This window comes from Kineococcus aurantiacus (assembly GCF_013409345.1).
Classification (GTDB): domain Bacteria; phylum Actinomycetota; class Actinomycetes; order Actinomycetales; family Kineococcaceae; genus Kineococcus; species Kineococcus aurantiacus.
Map to the genome: position 1 here is coordinate 4,332,714 of NZ_JACCBB010000001.1, position 19,300 is coordinate 4,352,013.

A 19,300-nucleotide genomic window follows, 5' to 3' on the forward strand; every position below is an offset into this window, starting at 1 on the left:
CCGGCGTGAGCTGAGGCGCCGGGCTGGTCAGGAGCCGGTCCTGCGGATGAACTGCGCGTTCTTGGTCGGCTTGCGCAGGTAGTACGGCCGGCCGTCCTCGCGGGCGTTGCGCATCTCCTGGTTCAGCACGCGCGCCTCCTCCTCCATGGCGCGGTTGACGGCGTTCTGGTCCACGCTCATCTCCCGCTCGCGGGCGAGGTGGTCGTTGCGGCCGATCTCGTGCTCGACGTCGAGGTAGTTCTTGGCGCACAGCGCGTAGAGGGCGCTGATGCGCTCACCGTGCTTGACGGCGTAGTCGTCCAGGAAGGACGGGGTGAGCCGCCCCTTCTTGTACGCGAACTCCAGGTCGCGGACGACCTCCCACAGCGGCTTCACGTCTTCCCTCCAGAAACACGAACCTCAAGCGCCACACCCGCCACGTGGTTTCGCGGCGTGGGCGCACCCGCCCACCATCGGCCGGTCCGGGCCCGCGACTGAAGGGACCCGCGCCGTCCGGGGGAGGGTCCACCCGGGTGGCGGTGCCGACCACGACCGGTGACGGTGCGCGACCTGTTCGGCGCAGCGGCCGGCGCGCAGCCGTCACCCGTTCGGCGCTCAAGTCGGCGGGGGCGGCGTGCCGAGAAGGGGTGTGTGACCGCAGACACCGCCTCCGCCACCCGGGAGCTCCCCGTGATCGAGCTCTCCGCCGCTGAGCGCCACGCGCTCGTGGAGAAGCACCTGCCCCTCGTCGGCTACATCACCAGCGAGTTCATCGGTCGTCTGCCGTCGCACGTCAGCCGCGACGACCTCACCTCGGCCGGGCTGATGGCGCTGTTCCAGGCGTCGCGGGCCTACGACCCCACCACCGGCGTCCCCTTCAACCGCTACGCCAACACCCGCATCCGCGGCGCCATCCTCGACGACCTGCGGGGAGCGGACTGGGCCTCGCGCGGCGTCCGCAGCCGGCAGCGCAAGCTGAACCGGACCGAGGACGAGCTGACCGCGGAGCTCGGCCGCACCCCCACCGCCGCCGAGCTGGCCGCCACCCTCGGCGTCTCGGAGAAGGAGCTGGCCGAGACCCGCGACGAGGCGCAGCGCTCGATGGTGCTGTCGATGCAGGGCTTCACGGCCGAGGGCGCGTCCCTGGACGACCACCTGCCCACCCAGATCCCCAGCCCCGAGCAGGAGCTGCTGCACCGCGAGCGGCTGGGCTACCTGCGCTCGGCCGTCGCCGTGCTGCCCGAGCGCCTGCGGCACGTCGTCGAGGGCTACTTCGTCCAGGAGCGGCCCATGGCCGAGCTCGCCGAGGAGCTCGGGGTCTCCGAGTCGCGCATCTCCCAGATGCGCGCCGAGGCGCTGACGCTGCTGCGCGACGGCATGAACACCCACCTGTCCCCGGAGATGGTGGCCGCCCGCGGCGGCGCGTCCTCCGCGGCGGTCAAGCGCAAGGAGTCCTACTTCGCCGCCGTCGGCGCCCACTCCGACTTCAAGGCGCGGCTGGCGCTGTCCGCCTTCGCCTCGGCCGGCGTCGTCGCGCCGCTGCACCGCTCCGCCTGAGCCCGCGCGGACGGCCGCGCCCGCAGGTCACCGTCGAGAGCCCCGCACCGTTCCGGTGCGGGGCTCTCGGCGTTCCCGAGACAGGTGAGCACTCTCTGTGGTTGACTGGTTACAGAAGGACCGGGGTGTGGGTTGTCCCGGTCCCGTCGGTGCAGAGCCGGCACGCGAGTGGCTGGAGGGACTCCAGCGAGTGCCGGTGCTGGAGCGTCACCCGTTCGCCCTGAGGTTCCTGTTCAGGTCGAGGCGGTGGCTGCCGATGAAGGGAGTGCCAGGCCACGGACGGCCACGCACGGGTAGACCGTCAGACCCCACATCACGGAGGAAGTCACCATGGGTCTTCGCATCAACACCAACACCGCGGCGCTGAACAGCTACCGCAACCTGCAGGCGACCGACAAGGCGCTGAACTCCTCCCTGGAGAAGCTGTCCTCGGGTCTGCGCATCAACCGCGCCGCCGACGACGCGGCCGGCCTGGTGGTCTCCGAGGGTCTGCGTGCGCAGATCGGTGGCCTGAGCACCGCGGCGCGCAACGCGCAGGACGGTGTCAACTACGTGCAGATCGCCGACGGCGCGCTGTCGACCGTGGGTGACATGCTGACCCGCATGCGCGACCTGGCCGTGCAGGCCTCCAACGTCACCGCCGACACCGACGCCCGCACCGCCGCGAACAAGGAGTTCGAGGCGCTGCGCACCCAGATCGACAACATCGGCTCGCAGACGAAGTTCGGCGGCACGGGGATCTTCAACGGTGCGGCCGGGGCGACCTTCCAGGTCGGCGCGAACCAGGGCGAGACCATCGTCATCAGCTCGATCACCCTGAGCAACACCGCGGGCGGCATCGCCGGCGGCACCCTGAGCTCCAGCAGCCTGACCACCATGGCGCTGGCCTCTGCCGCGATCGGGGAGATCAACGACGCGATCACGAAGGTCGCCTCCTCCCGCGCGGACCTGGGTGCGGTGCAGAACCGGTTCCAGCACGTCATCAACAACCTGAACGTGTCGATCGAGAACCTGTCGGCGTCGCAGTCGGCGATCCGCGACACCGACATGGCGCAGGAGATGACGAAGTTCACCCGCAGCCAGATCCTGTCCCAGGCCGGGACGAGCATGCTGGCCCAGGCCAACTCCGCCTCGCAGAACGTCCTCTCGCTCCTGCGCGGCTGATCGAGCCCTCACCGCGGGACCGTCCTGACCGGCGGTCCCGCGGTCCCTCACGACGCTCGCCGGGGACCGGTGGAGCGCACACCACGGCACGGACGTCGCCAGCCACGGACGGCTCACGACGAGAGCACCCCACATCACGGAGGAAGTCACCATGGGTCTTCGCATCAACACCAACACCGCGGCGCTGAACAGCTACCGCAACTTGCAGGCGACCGACAAGGCGCTGAACTCCTCCCTGGAGAAGCTGTCCTCGGGTCTGCGCATCAACCGCGCCGCCGACGACGCGGCCGGCCTGGTGGTCTCCGAGGGTCTGCGTGCGCAGATCGGTGGTCTGTCGACCGCGGCGCGCAACGCGCAGGACGGTGTCAACTACGTGCAGATCGCCGACGGCGCGCTGTCGACCGTGGGTGACATGCTGACCCGCATGCGCGACCTGGCCGTGCAGGCCTCCAACGTCACCACCGACGACACCGCCCGCACCGCGGTGCAGAAGGAGTTCACCGCCCTGCAGGACCAGATCACCGCGATCGGTTCGCAGACGAAGTTCGGTGGTACCCCTCTCTTCAACAACGGTGCGGCCGGGGCGACCTTCCAGGTCGGCGCGAACCAGGGCGAGACCATCGTCGTCAGCGCGATCACCCTCAACGGCGGCAGCAACGACGGCGTCGCGGGCGGCAGCATCGCCGGCCTCGACCTCAGCAGCATGGCCGGTGCGTCGCTGGCCATCGGCAAGATCAACGACGCGATCACGAAGGTCGCCTCCTCCCGCGCGGACCTGGGTGCGGTGCAGAACCGGTTCCAGCACGTCATCAACAACCTGAACGTGTCGATCGAGAACCTGTCGGCGTCGCAGTCGGCGATCCGCGACACCGACATGGCGCAGGAGATGACGAAGTTCACCCGCAGCCAGATCCTGTCCCAGGCCGGGACGAGCATGCTGGCCCAGGCCAACTCCGCCTCGCAGAACGTCCTCTCGCTCCTGCGCGGCTGATCGAGCTCTCACCGCGCCGGTGACCCCGGCTCGTCGACTTGAAGGGGACCGTCCATCGGGCGGTCCCCTTCCTCGTTCCCGCACGTCCACCACACGTTCGGAACCGGCAACGCACTCGGAGCTCAAGTCGGGCGCGAGACTGCCGATGAAGAGAACGTCGGCCACGGATGGCCACGCACGGGTACACCGTCAGACCCCACATCACGGAGGAAGTCACCATGGGTCTTCGCATCAACACCAACACCGCGGCGCTGAACAGCTACCGCAACCTGCAGGCGACCGACAAGGCGCTGAACTCCTCCCTGGAGAAGCTGTCCTCGGGTCTGCGCATCAACCGCGCCGCCGACGACGCGGCCGGCCTGGTGGTCTCCGAGGGTCTGCGTGCGCAGATCGGTGGCCTGAGCACCGCGGCGCGCAACGCGCAGGACGGTGTCAACTACGTGCAGATCGCCGACGGCGCGCTGTCGACCGTGGGTGACATGCTGACCCGCATGCGCGACCTGGCCGTGCAGGCCTCCAACGTCACCACCGACGACACCGCCCGCACCGCCGCGAACAAGGAGTTCAAGGCGCTGGCCCAGCAGATCAACGACATCGGGTCGCAGACGAAGTTCGGCACGACGGCCCTGTTCAACGGCACCGCGGGTTCCACCTTCCAGGTGGGAGCCAACGGTGGTGAGACCCTCGTCGTCGCCGCCATCGCGCTGACTTCCGCCGATGTCGCCGGGACGAACGTCAACGGTGGCGACCTGACGAGCATGGCCAACGCGTCCACCGCGATCGGCACCATCAACACCGCGATCACGAACATCGCCGCGAAGCGTGCGGACCTGGGTGCGGCGCAGAACCGGTTCCAGCACATCATCAACAACCTGAACGTGTCGATCGAGAACCTGTCGGCGTCGCAGTCGGCGATCCGCGACACCGACATGGCGCAGGAGATGACGAAGTTCACCCGCAGCCAGATCCTGTCCCAGGCCGGGACGAGCATGCTGGCCCAGGCCAACTCCGCCTCGCAGAACGTCCTCTCGCTCCTGCGCGGCTGAGACCGTTCCTTCGAGGCCGGCTGAAACCAGCAGGACCTCGCCGCGGGGGTCACCGGAGACCCGGTGACCCCCGTCGTCGTCTGCGTTCCAACTACTCACCGAAGGGAAAGGAGGAAGAGCGATGCCCTCCGTCGACGGCCTCTCCAGCGGCCTGGACACCACCAGCATCATCAACTCGCTCATCTCCGTGGACGCGGCGCCGCAGACCCGGTTGAAGAGCAGCGTCAGCGCTGCTCAGCAGAAGGTCACGGCGTTCCAGTCCATCAACACCAAGCTCACCGCCCTGCAGACCGCGGCGGACAACCTCAAGAAGGCGGCCGGGTGGTCGCCCAGCACCGCCACCACCTCCGACACCTCGGTGGCGGTCACTGCCGCGGCAACGGCCCCTGCCGGTGCTCTGAGCTTCCAGGTCAAGGAACTGGCCGCCGGGCGGTCCGTCATCAGCCAGGACGAGGCCGGCATGGCCCTCACGGACAACGCCGCGAACGCGCTCGGCGGCTACCCCCTGGACGTCGTTCGTGACGGCAAGATCGTCGGGACGGTCAGTCCCAGCACCGGCAGCCTGTCCGACGTGGTGGACGCCATCAACAAGGCGACCAACCTCGGCATCACCGCCGTCGCGGTCCGCGTCAGCGACGGCAAGTACCGCCTCCAGATCACCTCCACCACGACGGGCGAGAAGAAGGGGGACTTCGGCTTCGTACCGTCCAACGGCTCGCCCAACGAGCGCAAGGTCGGCGACCCCTACAGCGCCCCCGTGCCCTTCTCGTCTGACTTCACCACCGTGTCGAGCCCCAAGGACGCCCAGATCGTCCTGCCCGGCAACGTGCCGGACCCCAACGATGCGACCAAGACCCTGGCGGTCAAGGTCACGTCGGCGACCAACACGTTCTCCGACATCATGCCCGGAGTCACCCTGACGGTGTCCGCCAAGACCGCCGCCGACAAGCCGGTGTCGGTCTCCGTGGCCAGCGACCCCAAGGCCGTCGCGGCCTCGATGCAGGCCCTCGTCGACGCGGCCAACACCGCGCTGAGCGAGCTCACGACGCAGTCCAAGGCCGGGACCGTGGGGGCGGACGGCAAGCTCACCGGTGCCGGCCCCCTGCGCGGGGACGGCGCGCTGCGCACCCTGCGCACGGACCTGCTCAACACGGTGACGAGCGCGCTCGGCAACGGTGCGTCGCCCGCCACCCTGGGGATCCAGTCGACGTCGACCGGCACGCTCACCTTCGACAAGGACAAGTTCCTCACCGCCTTCGCGAAGGACCCGGCGGGCGTGCAGAAGCTGCTGGCGCCCACGTCGGCCGATCCCAAGAGCAACGCGGTCGGGCTCGTCGAGCGGCTCAGCACGCTGGCCAAGGACGCCGTCGCACCCTTCAAGACGTCGATCTCCTCCCAGGAGACGTCCATCAGGACCATGCAGGGCCGGATCTCCGACTGGGACACCCGGCTGGCCCAGAAGCGGGAGGCGTACGCGAAGTACTACGCCAACCTCGAGTCCTCCCTGAGCAAGCTCAAGACCCAGGGCTCCTGGCTGTCCGGCCAGCTGGCCAGCCTCGGCTGACCCGGTCCTGACCGTGGTACCGGCGAGGGCCGGGTGGACGTCCGCGTCCACCCGGCCCTCCGTCGTTCGCGGCGCGTCCGTGCCGGCAACCCCTACGGTTCGCCCGGTCGGTGCCGATAGGGCGGTGCAAGCACACCCCACTCACGGAGGACGATGGCATGCCCGCGATGACCTTCGGTCGCGTCCCGAACAAGAACCGCTACTTCGAGAACAGCCTCGAGACCGCCAGCCCGTCGGCGCTGCTCGTCATGCTGTACGACCGCCTGGTGCTGGACCTCAAGCGGGCCGAGGAAGCCCTGGGAGCGCAGGACCGGACGAGCGCGCACACCAACCTCGTCCACGCCCAGGACATCGTCCGTGAACTCCTGTCCAGCCTGAACACCGACGCGTGGGAGGGGGCGCAGGGGCTGGGCTCCCTCTACACCTGGCTCTACCAGGAGTTCGTCGCCGCCAACGTCGAGGGCGACGCCGAGCGCGTGCGCAGTGCCCGCACCGAGGTCGTCGAACCGCTGGCCGAGGCCTGGCGCCAGGCCGCTCTGGAGGTCCTCGGCGCGACGCCCCCTCCGACGAGCGCATGACGGCCACTCCCGGAGCCGTCGAGGTGGCGACGCGGGAGGACCGCCGCTGGCGGGAGGCCTGGACCGAGGCCCTCGACGCCCTGGAACTGGACGTCCGGGCCGCGGAGGAGCTCTTGGAGCACCTGCACGACGGCAGCGTCGAGCAGCTGGAGGACGTCCCCCTCCCCGTGGCCCAGGACTGGGTGGCCGACACCGCACTGGGCCCGATGCCCGGGGACTTCGCCGATCGGGCGCGCCGCCTGCTCCAGCGCCAGCTCAGCCTGGGGGAGCGGCTCGCCGAGGCCATGGTCCAGGTGCGCGCGCAACGGCGCGTTCTGGGCAAGATGGACCGTGCGGAAGCCCGGCCGGTCTTCGTCGACCGCTCGGCCTGAACACGGCCCGTCCCGAACACCGAACCAGGAGACGCGCATGTCGAACCAGCAGGTGCTGGTCAGCGGTTGCTACATCGTCAAGGACGAGGAGGACGTGCTGGCGGCCTCGCTGCAGGCGCTGGGCCCCTTCGTGGACGAGGTCGTGGTCTACGACACCGGGAGCTCGGACCGCACGCGTGAGATCGCGCGGGAGTTCGGTGCGGTGGTGGTGGAGGGTTTCTGGGACGACGACTTCGGGGCGGCGCGCAACCGGGCGCTGGAGCACTGCCGGGGTCGGTGGGTCTTCGCCGTCGACGCCGACGAGGTCGCCACGGGTGACCCCCGCGCCTTCCGGCGCTGCCTCCAGCGCTCGGACGCCACGGCCCTCAGCGTGCCGCTGACCTCCGACACGTGGGACGGCGTGACGGGGACGCTCAGCTTCCCCCTGGTCCGGGTCTTCCTGCGGCGGCTGTGCCACTGGGAGGGTGCGCTGCACGAACAGCTGATGACGACCCAGGGCGCTCCCGCTGCCCAGCCCACCACCGGTGTCGGGCTTCAGCACAGCGGGTACACCACCGTCCGCCAGCACCAGCGGGGCAAGGGCGAGCGCAACCTGCGGCTGGCCCGGCGCAGCGTCGAGGAGTCCCGCCCGCACGGGTCTCCCCGCCTCGACACCCACCTCATCGACCTGGGTCGGTCAGCGCTCATGGCCGGGGCCCTGGAGGAGGCCGCCGCGGCCTTCGCCGAGGTCGACCGCCGGGTCCTGACCTCCGCTCAGGGCGTGGTGGCTGCGCACAACGCCATCGCGGCCGCCACGGGGACCGGGGACCTGGAGGCGGCTCGCGAGTGGCTGACCGCCGCTGCCGGTTGGGGCGAGACCCAGCCGGTGCTGGCGGGCCTGGAGGCCCGGATCGCCCTGGCCGCCGGTGACGCGGCTCGGGCCGTGGAGCTGCTGCAGGACCAGGAGCACCTTCCCCAGGTCGACGGGGTCGTGTTCCGGGGACTGACGTTCGCCGAAGTGCACGTCAACGCCCTCCTCAAGCAGGAACGTCTGGAGGAGGCGGTCAGCCTGCTCTTGCGGCACGTGGCCGGGGGGCGCCTGAGCACCAGCTACGCGGGTTCCCTGCTCGTGCTGTCCCAGCTCGACGGCGGGGTGCGCCGGTTCGCCGAGGCTCTCCCGGCCGAGCTCGTCGTGCCCTGCCTGGGGCAGCTGGAGGTCAGCGACCCGCGCCTCGTGGACGAGCTCCTCGAAGCGCTCTGGGTCCGCGGTGGGTCCACGGCAGCTGTCCTGGCCAGCGCCAGCCGCCGGTGGCTCCAGCTCCCCTTCGAGCGCGCCCTCGTGTGGTCGTTGCGCCTGAGGGAAGCCGGCTTCCCCGACGAGTGCCCGCTGCGGCGCATCGTCGCATCCCCGGAACGGGACGCCCGCACGCGCGTGCTCAGCGGCGCTGTCCTCGTCGAGATCGGCGAGGGCGAGGTCCTGGCTGTCCTGGAGCCGCTCCTGGAGCAGCTCGACGAGAGTGAGGTCCCGGCACTGCTGGCCGAGCTGCGGGCCGTCGCACCCGCCTTCGCCGCCGCCCTCGTCCCGGCCTGATCCGGGGTCGCCGTGCTGGTCAGCGGTTGCTACATCGTCAAGGACGAGGAGGACGTGCTGGCGGCTTCGCTGCAGGCGCTGGGCCCCTTCGTGGACGAGATCGTGGTCTACGACACCGGGAGCTCGGACCGCACGCGTGAGATCGCGCGGGAGTTCGGTGCGGTGGTGGTGGAGGGTCTCTGGGACGACGACTTCGGGGCGGCGCGCAACCGGGCGCTGGAGCACTGCCGGGGTCGGTGGGTCTTCGCCGTCGACGCCGACGAGCTGGTCCGCGGTGACGCAGGGGCCTTCCGCGACGCGTTGCGCGCGAGCACGGTGGACTGGCTCCACGTCGCGCAGGTGTCGGAGGTCATCGCCGGCACCGGCCGGTCCGTGGAGTGCTTCGTCCCCCGTCTCCTGCGGCCGGCCACGTGCCGCTGGGAGGGTGCGATCCACGAGCAGATCGTGGCGATCGGCGCTCCCGTCCGTGGAGCGGGGACGACCGAGCTCCTGCTGGAGCACAGCGGTCTGGATCCCGCGCGCCGCCGCGCGCAGGGGAAGGACGACCGCAACCTGCGGGTGGCCGAGCAGGCCCTGGCCCGCGCGCGCCGCGACGGGGAGGACACCGGTCCGCACCTGGTCGAGGTCACCCGCGCGGCGTGGGCGGCGGGGCAGCCGTCGCGGGCTGCGGTGGCTCTGGCGGAGGCCGACCCCGGATCGCTGTCCGGGCACCTGGGTCTGCGGGCCGCGCACGTCGCCGTCGACGTCGCCGTGGCCGTGGGGGAGCCGAGCCTCGCCGCGCCCTGGCTCGGCCGACTGCGGGAGTGGGGCGAGACCGACGCCGTGCGCGACGGCCTCGCCGCCCGGCTCGCGCTGAGCACCGGGGACGCTGCCAGCGCAGTGGCGCTGCTGGCGAGGCAGGCGCGGACCGTGCGGGTGGACAGCGCCATCGCCGCGGGTCTCACCTTCGCCGACACCCTGATCGACGCCCTCACCCGGCTCGCCCGCTTCGACGAGGCGGTCGACCTGCTGGTCGAGCACGTGGCGGCCAGCACCTTCGTGGTGTCCCCGGTCCGGGCGGTCCTACTGGCCGGTCGCGCGCCCGGCGGCCCGGGCCGGCTGGCGCGTGCCGTGCCCGAAGCCCTGCTCGTGCCGTGGATCGGTGAGCTCGCCCCGCACGGAGCGGAGGTCACCTGCGCGTTCTTCGAGGGGCTGTGGGCGGCTGATCGCTGCCGTCCCGCGGTGCTGGCTGCGGCGGCTGGCCAGTGGGCCACGTTGCCCTTCGACGAGGCGCTCACCTGGTCGCTGCGGTTGCGGGAGGCCGGCCTGGCCGGGCACTGCCCGCTGCGGCGCGTCCTCACGGGTGGGGAGCGCGACCTCGTCACGCGCGTGCTCAGCGGCGCGGTGCTCGTGGAGATCGGGGAGCACGCGGCGCTGCGGCACCTCGAGCCGCTGCTGGCGGCCATCGACGAGGAGACCGCGGCCCGGCTGCTGCCCCGGCTCCGCCGAGTGGCACCGCGGTTCACCGCAGCTCTCCTACCCGCTTCGACTGAACGTGTGTGACGTGTGACATAGAGTGATACCCATGAGGTTCCAGCCCGGCCCGCGGACCGCTCCCCCTTCCTCGTCGCCGGAAGGTGGCCGGTGATCGCCTTCGGTGTCTGCATCGGCACCGAGCAGAAGTTCCGGGACTTCGCCGCCGCCGGGATCGCCCGCCACGGCGAACCGGACGCACCGATCGCCGAGTCCCGCGACAACGACTCCATCTTCACGGCCTACAACGAGATCCTCGACGCCTTCGGCGATGCTGAGGGCCTCGAAGCGCTCGTCCTGCTGCACGAGGACACCGAGATCCGCGACCCGGACTTCTGCGTCAAGGTGCGTACCGCGCTGGCCGACCCCGAGGTCGCCGTGGTCGGGACCGTCGGAGCCCGGGGGGTGACGTCGCTCGCCTGGTGGCAGGCCGAAGGGCTCGGCCGGTGCACCGAGACCCGGGGAACCGTCGACTTCGGCGGCGGCGAGCACGACGCCGACAGCGTGGACGGGTTGCTCATGGTGCTCTCACCCTGGGCAGTGCGGAACCTGCGCTTCGACGCCGACCGCTACACCGGCTTCCACGGCTACGACGTGGACTTCTGCTTCGCCGCGCGTGCGGCCGGCAAGCGTGTCCGGGTAGTGGAGTTCGACCTCTTCCACCACACCAAGGGAGGTCTGGGGGACGAGGACAACTACCATCGCTGCGACGCGGAGTTCCGGGCGAAGTGGTTCCCGGCGTCCCCCGTCCGCGAGGCGGCCTGCCCTTGCTGCACCAACCCGGTCCGCGCCACTGCCGACGGCGCGCCCGAGCTCGTGACGTGCACCGAGTGCGGCACGGCGGTCACCTTCCCCGTCCCCGGAGGGACAGAGGGTCGCGAAGGCGCGTGGATGAGTCCCGCCGGGCGTGAGCAACGACGACGTGAGGCGCGCATCCGGGTCGATTGGCTGGAGACGCACCGCCCCCAGGGCGCCCTGCTGGAAGTGGGGGCCGGCACGGGGGAGTTCGCCCGCGCCGCGCAGGACGACGGGTACACCGTCGTCGCTCTGGAGTCCGACGCGCGGGCCGCGCGCGAGTGCGAGCAGCTGGGTCTGGCGACCCTGGCCGGTTCGATCGCCGACCTGCGCGTCTCGTTGCGCGACAACACCCTCGACGCCGTCGCGGCCTGGCACGTCCTGCCCCGGCTACCGGAGCCGGCGGAGTTCCTCCGGCACGTCCGCGCCCTGCTCAAGACCGGGGGGCACCTCCTCCTGGAGGTCCCCAACGGCGAGGCGTGGACAGCCCGACGTGACCCGGCTCGTTGGCTCGCTGAGCACCCCGGCCACCTCCACCACTTCTCCGAGCGCGGCCTGCGTGCGCTGCTGGAGCAGGAGGGTTTCCGCGTCGTCACCTCCCTGCCCTTCACGACGCGCGTCTACGACGCAGCGTCCACCTGGGACCTGCGGACGCGGGAGTGGCGGCGGGCCGGCGGGGAACCGCCGCTGGAACTCCTGCGCGTGGTCGCCGTCGTCGTCTGAGCAGCCCTGGCATCCGGTCGGTGCCGTTCTTCACTCGGCGTAGCGGCCGAACGTCTGGCCCGCCGCCATCCCTAGGCTGCGCTGGGTGGGGGAGCAGGGGGTCTTGCGCAGTACGACTCGTGCGGCGGGAGGCGAGCCGGCTGGAGTCCCCGGGGTGGCTGGTACTGCCGAAGCGTGCATCAGGGCGAGCAGGTGCCTCGGGTCCTCGTGAAGCCACAGCTCCTGCAGAGCGGATTCCAGGACCTCCACCGGTGCGCCGCCGGGCCACACCAAGGACACCGCCCCGTTCTCCGCGAGCAGGTGCAGCGCCCAGCGCAGCACGGCGTCCAGTCGTACCGGGTGCGGGTCGACCTCGCCGAGCTCCACCACGTCGGCCTCGCCGCCCACGACACCGACCGGACCCCACCGCTCGGTGGCGACGGTGAGCTCGCCGCGGTCGCTGAATGCGGGCAGCAGCCAGTCGGGGCGTCGTTCGGGGCGGGTGCTCACGTTGACCCAGCCGGGGCGGTACCCCTCGGGTGCGTCGAGGACCACGCGGACCGGTGAGCCGTCGCGCGCGGCGGCCTCACGCAGTGACGGCACCGGCATGGTCGGCACCGGGGAGACCTTCGCCCAGCTCGCCAGTTCGTCGTACACCCCAGCCGCGGGAGCGGGTGTCCGGGCGAACTCCTCCAACATGGCGTGCGAGCGCGCTGCGAACTCGGGTGAGCGGAAGAACTCCAGGAACGCCTCCGGCGCCTCCGGGTCGAACCAGTGCACCGTCGAGGTGTAGACGCCGACGTCGTCACCGGGTGGGCGCACCTCGCTGACGAGAGGGGTTCCGCACGAGAGCACCACCGAGGCGCGGACCTGCTCGAACCGGCCGCTGCCGTAGTGACCGACGTTGACCACGGCCTTCGCCTGGCGCACGAGATCGTCCCGGTCGGCCCCGTAGACGCCGAAGGGTGCGGTGAAGACGTTCGCCCCTGCCCGCTGGAGGCGTTCGAGGACGGTCTTGCGGCGCTCGTTGAAGCTTCCGAAGAACAGCAGGTCGAGCGGGCGTTCCTCGATCGGCACCGGGTCGGCAGGTGCCAGGTAGGGGGCGTAACCGAACGAGAGCAGGGGTGCCGCGGCGTGAGCGGGCCCGAGGTGCTCACGGTGCGCGGGGTCGTAGTCCACGACGCGGTTCTCCCGCAGCAGCTGCAGGTACCGGTTCGAGAGGGCTGCCCCGGAGGGGCCCAGCTGCTCGAGGTTCACGAAGACGCAGTCGAACTGCTCGCACCAACGGCGGTCGAAGCCCAGGTGGGCTCCGAAGACGAAGTTGACCTCCCCGGCGGTGAGCCGGTTCTTCACGACCTGCACGCGGACCCCGCGTCGGCGCAACTGCTCCTGCAGGTACAAGGCCGGGTCCAGCAGGACGAGGGAGTGCACGTACCCGCGCGGCTGCACGATGGAGATCGTGGCCCGCCGGGTCGTCGACGCGGTCACCTCACCCACTGCGTCGCGGACAGGTGCTTCACCTCCTGCTGCGACACCAGGTCGAAGACCTGCTGGTTCAGCACCGTCGGCCCGGCGTCCGCCTCCAGCCTGGCGAAGGTGCACCCGCGGCTGGACAGGTACTGCTGCGCCTGGGAGTCCGCGGCGAGGTGCGTGAAGACGGTCCCGTGCACCAGGGGCACCAACCCGGGCCCCAACCCCTGGTCCTGTGCCGCGCGCTCCAGGTCCGCGGGGAAGTCGAGGACCTCCACCCACCAGATCGCTACCACGCAGAGCCTGATGTCCAGAACGGCCAGCACGTCTTCGTTGCGCACGAGGACGAGCGCGTCCGGTGCGTCGGGGAAGTCGGTGACGGTGCTGGACGCTGACGCCGCCTCGCACGTGGCGCCGTCTACCGCCGAGTGGACGACGGCGGCCTCGTAAGCCAGGGCGGCGGCGGACTCGACCACGCGGTGCACTTGTTGCGCTCCGGCGAGATCCTCCTGACCGGGGCAGAGGGCGAACAACCGCATGGCAGCACCCTATGCGCTCATCGTTGCGGAAGGGAAGCGAGTGACTACTGAGCGCAATGGCCGGTCGTCCGCCAGAATGGTGTGGTGACCGCTCGACCGGCTCGTGCGCCCTTCCTCAGCGCGGTGCTCATCGTCCGCGACGAGGTGCACCGGGTCGGTGAGTGCCTCGACGCTCTGCCCGGCTTGGCCGACGAGATCGTCGTGCACGACACCGGTTCCACTGACGGCACGCTCGAGGAGCTGCACCGGCGGGACGTCGTCCTGGTCGAGGGGGCCTGGCGAGACGACTTCGCCGCCGCGCGCAACACCGCGCTCGCCGCTGCTCGGGGCGAATGGGTCCTCAGCCTGGACGCCGACGAAGTCGTGAGCGCCGATCCTCGCGCCCTGCGGGCTCACCTGGACAGCGGTGGTCCTCCGCGACGGCTCGTCACCATTCTCAACGAGGAAGTCCCACCCGCCGGGGGTTACTCCTTCACCGCGGTGCGCCTCTTCAGGAGGGATGGAGCCAGGTGGAACGGGCGGCTCCACGAGCGGATCCTGCACGAGCGTGACCCGGAGGCTGAACCCGCACTCGTGCCCCCTGCCGTGCTCAGTCTCCACCACTCGGGTTACTCGACCCCGGAGGCGCTTCGACGCAAAGGAGAGCGCAACGCCGTCCTGGCTCGACGGGCCCTCGACGAACTGCTCGTCACGCCGGGAGTCGATCCTCGTGCGGTAGCTGACGTGGCCCTCGACCTGGGACGTGCGCACATGGGGGCGGGGCAGTTGCAACGAGCGGTCGAGGTGTTCGAAGCAGTGCGCGACGCCGAGGCCGACGGACGCTCCTGGCAGCGGGCCACCGACTACCTGGCCCGGCTTCTGCTCGGTGCAGGGCAGCCGGATCTCGCGCTCGGCCTCGCGGAGCAACTGCGAGCGCGGGGAGCGGGAACGAAGCACTGCGACTGGCTGCGTGCGCAGGCGCTGGCGCAGCTGCGACGCCCTGGTGAGGCGCTGGAGGCTTTGGCCCACGTCGACCAGCTCGTCGATCTGGACGGCCGGATTCGCGGGACCGAGGCGGTCCGTGAACTGCGTTCACTCTGTCGTGAGATGCAGCTGGCTCTGCAGCGTGCGGCGGGCGCTCCGGTCACCCATCGAGTGAGTCCTCCCGTTCAAGAACCTTAGGAGTGCAGTCGTGAACTTCTCCCCGCGCGACACCGGTCCCGGCCTCCGGCTCCCAGGCGGCTTCCCGGCTCTGGCCGAACGCGCCGCCCGTCGCAGGCGGCGTCTGGAGTCTCAGGCTGGTGCCGCCATTGCAGCCGGTGACGTCGAGGCTGGCTTGGGGTTGTTGACCGCGGCCGCCGAAGTCGGGTGGTTGGACCACAGCGGGGACTTCGTCAGCGCCGAGATGGAGGAGCTGCTCACCGTAGCCGGGGAGGCTGCTGGTGCCTGGCCTGCTGGTCGCCCGGTCCCTGGTGCCCCTCGTCGTGTGCTGCACGTTCTCACGGAGGCGTACGCGGTCGGCGGTCACACGCGGTTGACCTGGCGCTGGATCGAGCAGCAGGCCGGGATCCGTCACGACGTCGTCCTCACCCAGCACGCAGGTGCGGTGCCGGCGCAGCTTGTGGCAGCCGTCGAGGCCTGCGGCGGCGAGGTCGTCCGTCTGAACGGCACACGCCTCGGGCGCCTGCGCGCTCTCCGGGCTGCTGCGGCCCGTGCCGACACGGTGGTCCTCAACGTCCACCCCTTCGACGTCCTGTCGATCTCAGCGGTCGCGCACCCGCACCGCACCGTGCCGGTCCTTCTCCTGAACCACGCCGACCACGTCTTCTGGCCCGGGGTCACCGCTGCGGACAAGGTGGTCTGCCTGCGGCAGAGCGGGCTCGACCTGTCCATGACCCGGCGCGGGGTCCACCCGGGGCGTCTCACGCTGCTGCCGATCCCACTGTCGCCTCAACTACCCCAACTACCCCAAGTACCCCAAGTACCCCAAGTGCCCCAAGTGCCCACGGGGCGTCGGTCCGAACCGGCCACGCGACACGTGATGACCGTCGCGAGTCCGCACAAGTTCGTCCCCTTCCAAGGTGAGACCCTGGTGTCGCTCGTCGGCATGCTGCTGGACGCGGAGCCGACGGTGACCTTCACAGCGATCGGCCCTCGGCCGCACGACCGCACCTGGGCGCCGTTGGTGAAGGCTCACGGAGCTCGGCTCCACCTCCGTGGGCACGTGGACACGGACCTGCGCACCTTCGCCGGAGCGACCGCCTACGTGGACTCCTACCCCCTCGCCAGTTACACCTCCTGGCTCGACGCTGCGTCGGCCGGAGTTCCGGTGGTTTCCTACCGCCCCGCGTGGGTGAGTGGCAGCACGCTCGCCGCCGATGACCCGGCCGAGACCCACCTCCTGGTTGCCAGCGATCCGTCGGCATGGCTGAGCGCCGTGCGAGCCCTGCTGGTCGATCCGGCCGCGGCGGCACAGCGCGGTGCCCTTCTCCGTCAGGACATCCTCGACGCGCACTGCCACCAGTGGCCCGCAGCGGTGGATCAGCTCCTCGACAGCGCCGAGGTGACGACCCCTGAGGAGCGGGCGCTCACGCAGGTGCAGACCAGTCCTGGCCTCACCGACGCAGTCGTCGCTCGAGGGCACCGGGTGAGCGGACTGGTCCGCCCGCTGATCGAGGTCCTTCGGGACCGTTCGAAGGTCGAGGTGTTCGATCCAACGCATGCGGCGAGCGCCGTCGCACCCGAGGAACTACGTCCCCCCGACCTGTCCGTCCTGCTCGTCCTCTCCGGAGGGCGTGCCGAGGTGGAACGTGGATTGAGCACGGTGGAAACCGCTTTCAAGGGGTGGGGCCGTCTCGAGGTCCACGTCGTCCTCGGTGATCTGCGTCCCGAGGGGATCGCCCACGTCGAAGAAGCTGCAGTCGACGAGCGGTGCTCCCCATCGACGTTCGGGGACCTGGCAGACGTGGGGACATCGATGCAGCTGAGCTGGGAACGAGCTCTCGGGCGAGCTGTTGCCCCTTGGCTCGTCGCTCTGTCCGACGACGTCCGGTTGACTGCAACCACAGCTGCGGCGTGCATGTCCCACCTGTTGGACCTGGGTGGAGCAAAAGCGGTGGTGCCCCGCCTCGTCGACGCCACGGGTGTGGAACGCGTCCATGGCGCGATCGGGAGCACGCACGACGTCTGCCTCTTCGCGCACCGCGAGCGTCTACTCGCAGGGGAGGTGCGTGAAGCTGCCACGGCGCCGGGCACGTCCGTGGAGGTGGACGTGCTCTGACGTCCGGCGCCGGGGAAACGGTGCGTGGACGATCTAGGTCCGGGTGCGCTCCAGCGCGCTGATGAGACCGCTGGCCACGCGTTCCACGCTGCGCCGGCTCATGTGCAGGTGCAGGGGTAGGGTCAGCAGCGCGTCAGTCGCCCAATCGGAGTTGGGGAAGTCCCCGGGAAGCTTTTCCTGGTAGTACGGGTGCTGGTTGACGCCAACGTAGTGCACCGCCGCGCCGATGTTCTGACCGCGAAGCTCATCGAGGACCTGGTCACGGCGCCCGGTGGGTCCCTCGATGATCACTTGGTAGAGGTGCAGGGCGTGACGGTGGTTCATCGTCGGCCGGCCGCGATCGACGATCCGGACGCCTGGGAGATCGCTGATGAGTTCGTCGTAGCAGTCGGCGAGGAACTCCCGGCCGGCGAGGAAGCCCTCCAGCTTGTGCAGCTGGCCGAGGGCGATGGAAGCCTGGAGGTCGGTGAAGTTGTACTTGAATCCCGGGTAGGTCGCCAGGGTGGGCTGGAAGGTTCGAGTCCGGTACCTGGCCCAGGCGTCGCCGTCGAGTCCGTGCAGTCGGAGCGACTTCAAGCGCTGTGCGGTCTCGGGATCGGCCAGTGAGATCGCCCCTCCTTCGGCAGTGGCCAGGTTCTTGTTGGGGTAGAAGCTGAAGCACGTCAAAGAACGGGGATTTTGGGCGTTGCCCACCCGCGCTCCGTCATGCACCGCACCCAGTGCGTGAGCGGCGTCTTCGACGACGACCAGGTCGTGCTCCTCCGCCAGCCGGTAGATCTCGCTGAGCCCTGCAGCGCGCCCTGCGAAGTGGACCGGCACCACGGCGCGGGTTCGGCTGGTGAGAGCGCCCTCGATCGATTCTGCCGAGATGGAGAAAGTGTCGCGGTCGATGTCCACGAGGACCGGGGTGGCGCCCGCGTGTTCGATGGCGTTGACGGTGGCGACGAAGGTGAACGGCGTGGTGATGACCTCGTCACCCGGACCAACACCCATCGCCACCAGAGCCAGGTGGAGGGAGGCGGTGCAGGAACTGGTGGCCACGACGTGTGGTGATCCCAGGTACTGGGCGAGTTCCTCTTCGAAACGCTGTACCAGGGGACCCTGGCCGATCCACCCGCTACGAAGGGTCTGCACGAGGAGTTCTTCCTCCTCGTGGTCGAACCAGGGCTGCCCGAAGATGATCGGCGAGGGGTGGTACGTCACCGCAACATCATCCCTTCGTGGAGGAAGCGCTTCATTTCTTCCCCTGAGCGCATGGCATCCCCGTCCCTCCACGTCTCGATGCGCAACAGCCCCGTGGAGGTCCACACGAGTGGCCCTTTGCCGTGGGGTAGCTCCACGCTGCCGGGCGGACGGCTGCCGAGGTCGGCCGATGGCTCCACGGACTGCACGCGTTCCAAGATCACGCGTTCGGCGCCCGCGATCACGTACGCTCCCGGGAACGGGTGGGCAAGTGCCCGGACGATGTTGCGGATCCGGTGGCTGGAATCCTTCCAGTTCAGGTGGTTCAACCGCGCGTCCGCGCGGCCGTGGTAGCTCGGTTCATGGTGCCCGACCTCCTGGTTCGGGAGGGGGCGGCCCGTGAGGAGGTCGTTCAGGAGGTCGGCTGCCATGCGGTGCACCAGGCGGGTCGCCTTGCGGTGCAGGTCGAAACCGGTGTCCTCGTGGTGGATGGGGAAGGGCTTCCGGGCGATGGGGGCACCGGTGTCGATGCCCTCGTCGATGTGGTGCGCGGTGACTCCCGCCATGGCGTCACCCGAAACGATCGCCCAGATGAGCGGAGCAGTACCTCGGTGCCGCGGCAGGAGGGCCGGGTGGAAGTTGATCTTGGGCCCTCTGATGGCAGCGAGGAAGGGTGCTTTGAAGATCTGCGTGTAGTAGACGGACAGGAGGAGATCGGCGTCGTGCTCGCGCACTGCGGCGATGGTGGACGGGTCGTTCACGTCTGCAGGTTGCAGGCACCGCACGCCGGCTGCGTGGGCCGCGTCAGCCAGAGAAGGTTGCCACTCGTGCTTCGAGCCTTCAGTGGGAGCGACCGCGAGCACGGACCCCGCGTCCAGGCGTTCCAGGAGGAGGCGCAGCACCTCGATGGCTGGGCTGTTGTTACCCGCCAGGACGACCTTACGGCCCGTAAAAGCCATGTTACGCACGGTAGCAGATTGAATCGTGGGGTGGACGTGGTGAGAGTCCGTTCCTCAGCATC

At 70.2% G+C, this 19,300-nt stretch carries 17 protein-coding genes; 12 read left to right on the top strand and 5 right to left on the bottom strand.

Going from position 1 to position 19,300, the window contains the following annotated elements:
• Positions 1 to 27: 27 nt before the first annotated feature.
• On the bottom strand, positions 28 to 375 hold the full coding sequence (locus tag BJ968_RS20725) for a hypothetical protein (RefSeq protein ID WP_179755054.1): 348 nt from the start codon (positions 373 to 375) through the stop codon (positions 28 to 30).
• A 255-nt stretch (positions 376 to 630) separates the two neighbouring features.
• On the opposite strand from BJ968_RS20725, the gene BJ968_RS20730 reads away from it, so the two are divergent.
• The 10 genes from BJ968_RS20730 (at position 631) to BJ968_RS26970 (ending at position 11,850) form a co-directional block, all read left to right on the top strand.
• Positions 631 to 1,536: a sigma-70 family RNA polymerase sigma factor gene (locus BJ968_RS20730; protein WP_343078189.1), complete on the top strand. Its 906-nt coding sequence runs from the start codon at positions 631 to 633 to the stop codon at positions 1,534 to 1,536.
• 330 nt (positions 1,537 to 1,866) lie between these two features.
• Complete coding sequence (locus tag BJ968_RS20735) at positions 1,867 to 2,700, top strand: flagellin N-terminal helical domain-containing protein (protein WP_179755056.1); 834 nt, start codon at positions 1,867 to 1,869, stop codon at positions 2,698 to 2,700.
• Positions 2,701 to 2,851: 151 nt separating this feature from the next.
• Positions 2,852 to 3,691 (top strand): flagellin N-terminal helical domain-containing protein, encoded by an 840-nt coding sequence (locus BJ968_RS20740; protein WP_179755057.1) that lies wholly within the window; start codon positions 2,852 to 2,854, stop codon positions 3,689 to 3,691.
• A 218-nt stretch (positions 3,692 to 3,909) separates the two neighbouring features.
• Positions 3,910 to 4,737, top strand: a complete 828-nt coding sequence (locus BJ968_RS20745; RefSeq protein WP_179755059.1) for a flagellin N-terminal helical domain-containing protein — start codon at positions 3,910 to 3,912, stop codon at positions 4,735 to 4,737.
• A 121-nt stretch (positions 4,738 to 4,858) separates the two neighbouring features.
• Positions 4,859 to 6,301 carry a flagellar filament capping protein FliD gene (gene fliD, locus BJ968_RS20750; RefSeq protein ID WP_179755060.1) on the top strand — a complete coding sequence of 481 codons (1,443 nt, stop codon included), beginning with the start codon at positions 4,859 to 4,861 and terminating at the stop codon, positions 6,299 to 6,301.
• Positions 6,302 to 6,459: 158 nt separating this feature from the next.
• Entirely contained in the window at positions 6,460 to 6,879 is a 420-nt protein-coding gene (gene fliS, locus BJ968_RS20755) for a flagellar export chaperone FliS (RefSeq protein ID WP_246314176.1), read from the top strand.
• Positions 6,876 to 7,250 carry a hypothetical protein gene (locus BJ968_RS20760; protein ID WP_179755062.1) on the top strand — a complete coding sequence of 125 codons (375 nt, stop codon included), beginning with the start codon at positions 6,876 to 6,878 and terminating at the stop codon, positions 7,248 to 7,250. The genes fliS and BJ968_RS20760 overlap by 4 nt, the downstream gene beginning before the upstream one ends.
• A 37-nt stretch (positions 7,251 to 7,287) precedes the next feature.
• Entirely contained in the window at positions 7,288 to 8,820 is a 1,533-nt protein-coding gene (locus BJ968_RS25980; protein WP_179755064.1) for a glycosyltransferase family 2 protein, read from the top strand.
• A gap of 12 nt (positions 8,821 to 8,832) precedes the next feature.
• The gene (locus BJ968_RS20770; RefSeq protein ID WP_179755066.1) at positions 8,833 to 10,362 is read left to right on the top strand and encodes a glycosyltransferase; all 1,530 of its coding nucleotides are present in this window, start codon (positions 8,833 to 8,835) and stop codon (positions 10,360 to 10,362) included.
• Positions 10,363 to 10,443: 81 nt separating this feature from the next.
• Positions 10,444 to 11,850 carry a methyltransferase domain-containing protein gene (locus BJ968_RS26970; RefSeq protein WP_179755068.1) on the top strand — a complete coding sequence of 469 codons (1,407 nt, stop codon included), beginning with the start codon at positions 10,444 to 10,446 and terminating at the stop codon, positions 11,848 to 11,850.
• Positions 11,851 to 11,880: 30 nt separating this feature from the next.
• On the opposite strand, the gene BJ968_RS20780 is transcribed toward BJ968_RS26970, so the two are convergent.
• Positions 11,881 to 13,317, bottom strand: a complete 1,437-nt coding sequence (locus BJ968_RS20780) for a CgeB family protein (RefSeq protein WP_179755070.1) — start codon at positions 13,315 to 13,317, stop codon at positions 11,881 to 11,883.
• A complete protein-coding gene (locus tag BJ968_RS20785; protein WP_179755072.1) occupies positions 13,314 to 13,838 on the bottom strand; it encodes a hypothetical protein in 525 nt (174 codons plus the stop codon). Before BJ968_RS20785 ends, BJ968_RS20780 begins: the two co-directional genes overlap by 4 nt.
• A gap of 84 nt (positions 13,839 to 13,922) precedes the next feature.
• Here BJ968_RS20785 and BJ968_RS20790 point away from each other — a divergent pair, with 84 nt between their 5' ends.
• Both BJ968_RS20790 and BJ968_RS20795 read left to right on the top strand, forming a co-directional pair.
• A complete protein-coding gene (locus BJ968_RS20790; RefSeq protein ID WP_179755074.1) occupies positions 13,923 to 14,999 on the top strand; it encodes a glycosyltransferase in 1,077 nt (358 codons plus the stop codon).
• A 10-nt stretch (positions 15,000 to 15,009) separates the two neighbouring features.
• Positions 15,010 to 17,097: a glycosyltransferase family protein gene (locus tag BJ968_RS20795; protein ID WP_179755076.1), complete on the top strand. Its 2,088-nt coding sequence runs from the start codon at positions 15,010 to 15,012 to the stop codon at positions 17,095 to 17,097.
• Between the two features lie 33 nt (positions 17,098 to 17,130).
• Here the strand turns inward: BJ968_RS20795 and BJ968_RS20800 are convergent, their stop codons facing one another.
• A complete protein-coding gene (locus BJ968_RS20800; protein WP_179755078.1) occupies positions 17,131 to 18,300 on the bottom strand; it encodes an aminotransferase class I/II-fold pyridoxal phosphate-dependent enzyme in 1,170 nt (389 codons plus the stop codon).
• On the bottom strand, positions 18,297 to 19,238 hold the full coding sequence (locus tag BJ968_RS20805; protein WP_179755080.1) for a methionyl-tRNA formyltransferase: 942 nt from the start codon (positions 19,236 to 19,238) through the stop codon (positions 18,297 to 18,299). The genes BJ968_RS20800 and BJ968_RS20805 overlap by 4 nt, the downstream gene beginning before the upstream one ends.
• Between the last annotated feature and the right edge of the window lie 62 nt (positions 19,239 to 19,300).

Bases quoted from the DNA above. Each gene is read 5' to 3' on its own strand.
- BJ968_RS25980 (WP_179755064.1), top strand. From the start codon at position 7,288: ATGTCGAACCAGCAGGTGCTGGTCAGCGGTTGCTACATCGTCAAGGAC.
- BJ968_RS20805 (WP_179755080.1), bottom strand. From the start codon at position 19,238: ATGGCTTTTACGGGCCGTAAGGTCGTCCTGGCGGGTAACAACAGCCCA.
- fliS (WP_246314176.1), top strand. From the start codon at position 6,460: ATGCCCGCGATGACCTTCGGTCGCGTCCCGAACAAGAACCGCTACTTC.
- BJ968_RS20785 (WP_179755072.1), bottom strand. From the start codon at position 13,838: ATGCGGTTGTTCGCCCTCTGCCCCGGTCAGGAGGATCTCGCCGGAGCG.
- BJ968_RS20745 (WP_179755059.1), top strand. From the start codon at position 3,910: ATGGGTCTTCGCATCAACACCAACACCGCGGCGCTGAACAGCTACCGC.
- BJ968_RS20760 (WP_179755062.1), top strand. From the start codon at position 6,876: ATGACGGCCACTCCCGGAGCCGTCGAGGTGGCGACGCGGGAGGACCGC.
- fliD (WP_179755060.1), top strand. From the start codon at position 4,859: ATGCCCTCCGTCGACGGCCTCTCCAGCGGCCTGGACACCACCAGCATC.
- BJ968_RS20735 (WP_179755056.1), top strand. From the start codon at position 1,867: ATGGGTCTTCGCATCAACACCAACACCGCGGCGCTGAACAGCTACCGC.
- BJ968_RS20740 (WP_179755057.1), top strand. From the start codon at position 2,852: ATGGGTCTTCGCATCAACACCAACACCGCGGCGCTGAACAGCTACCGC.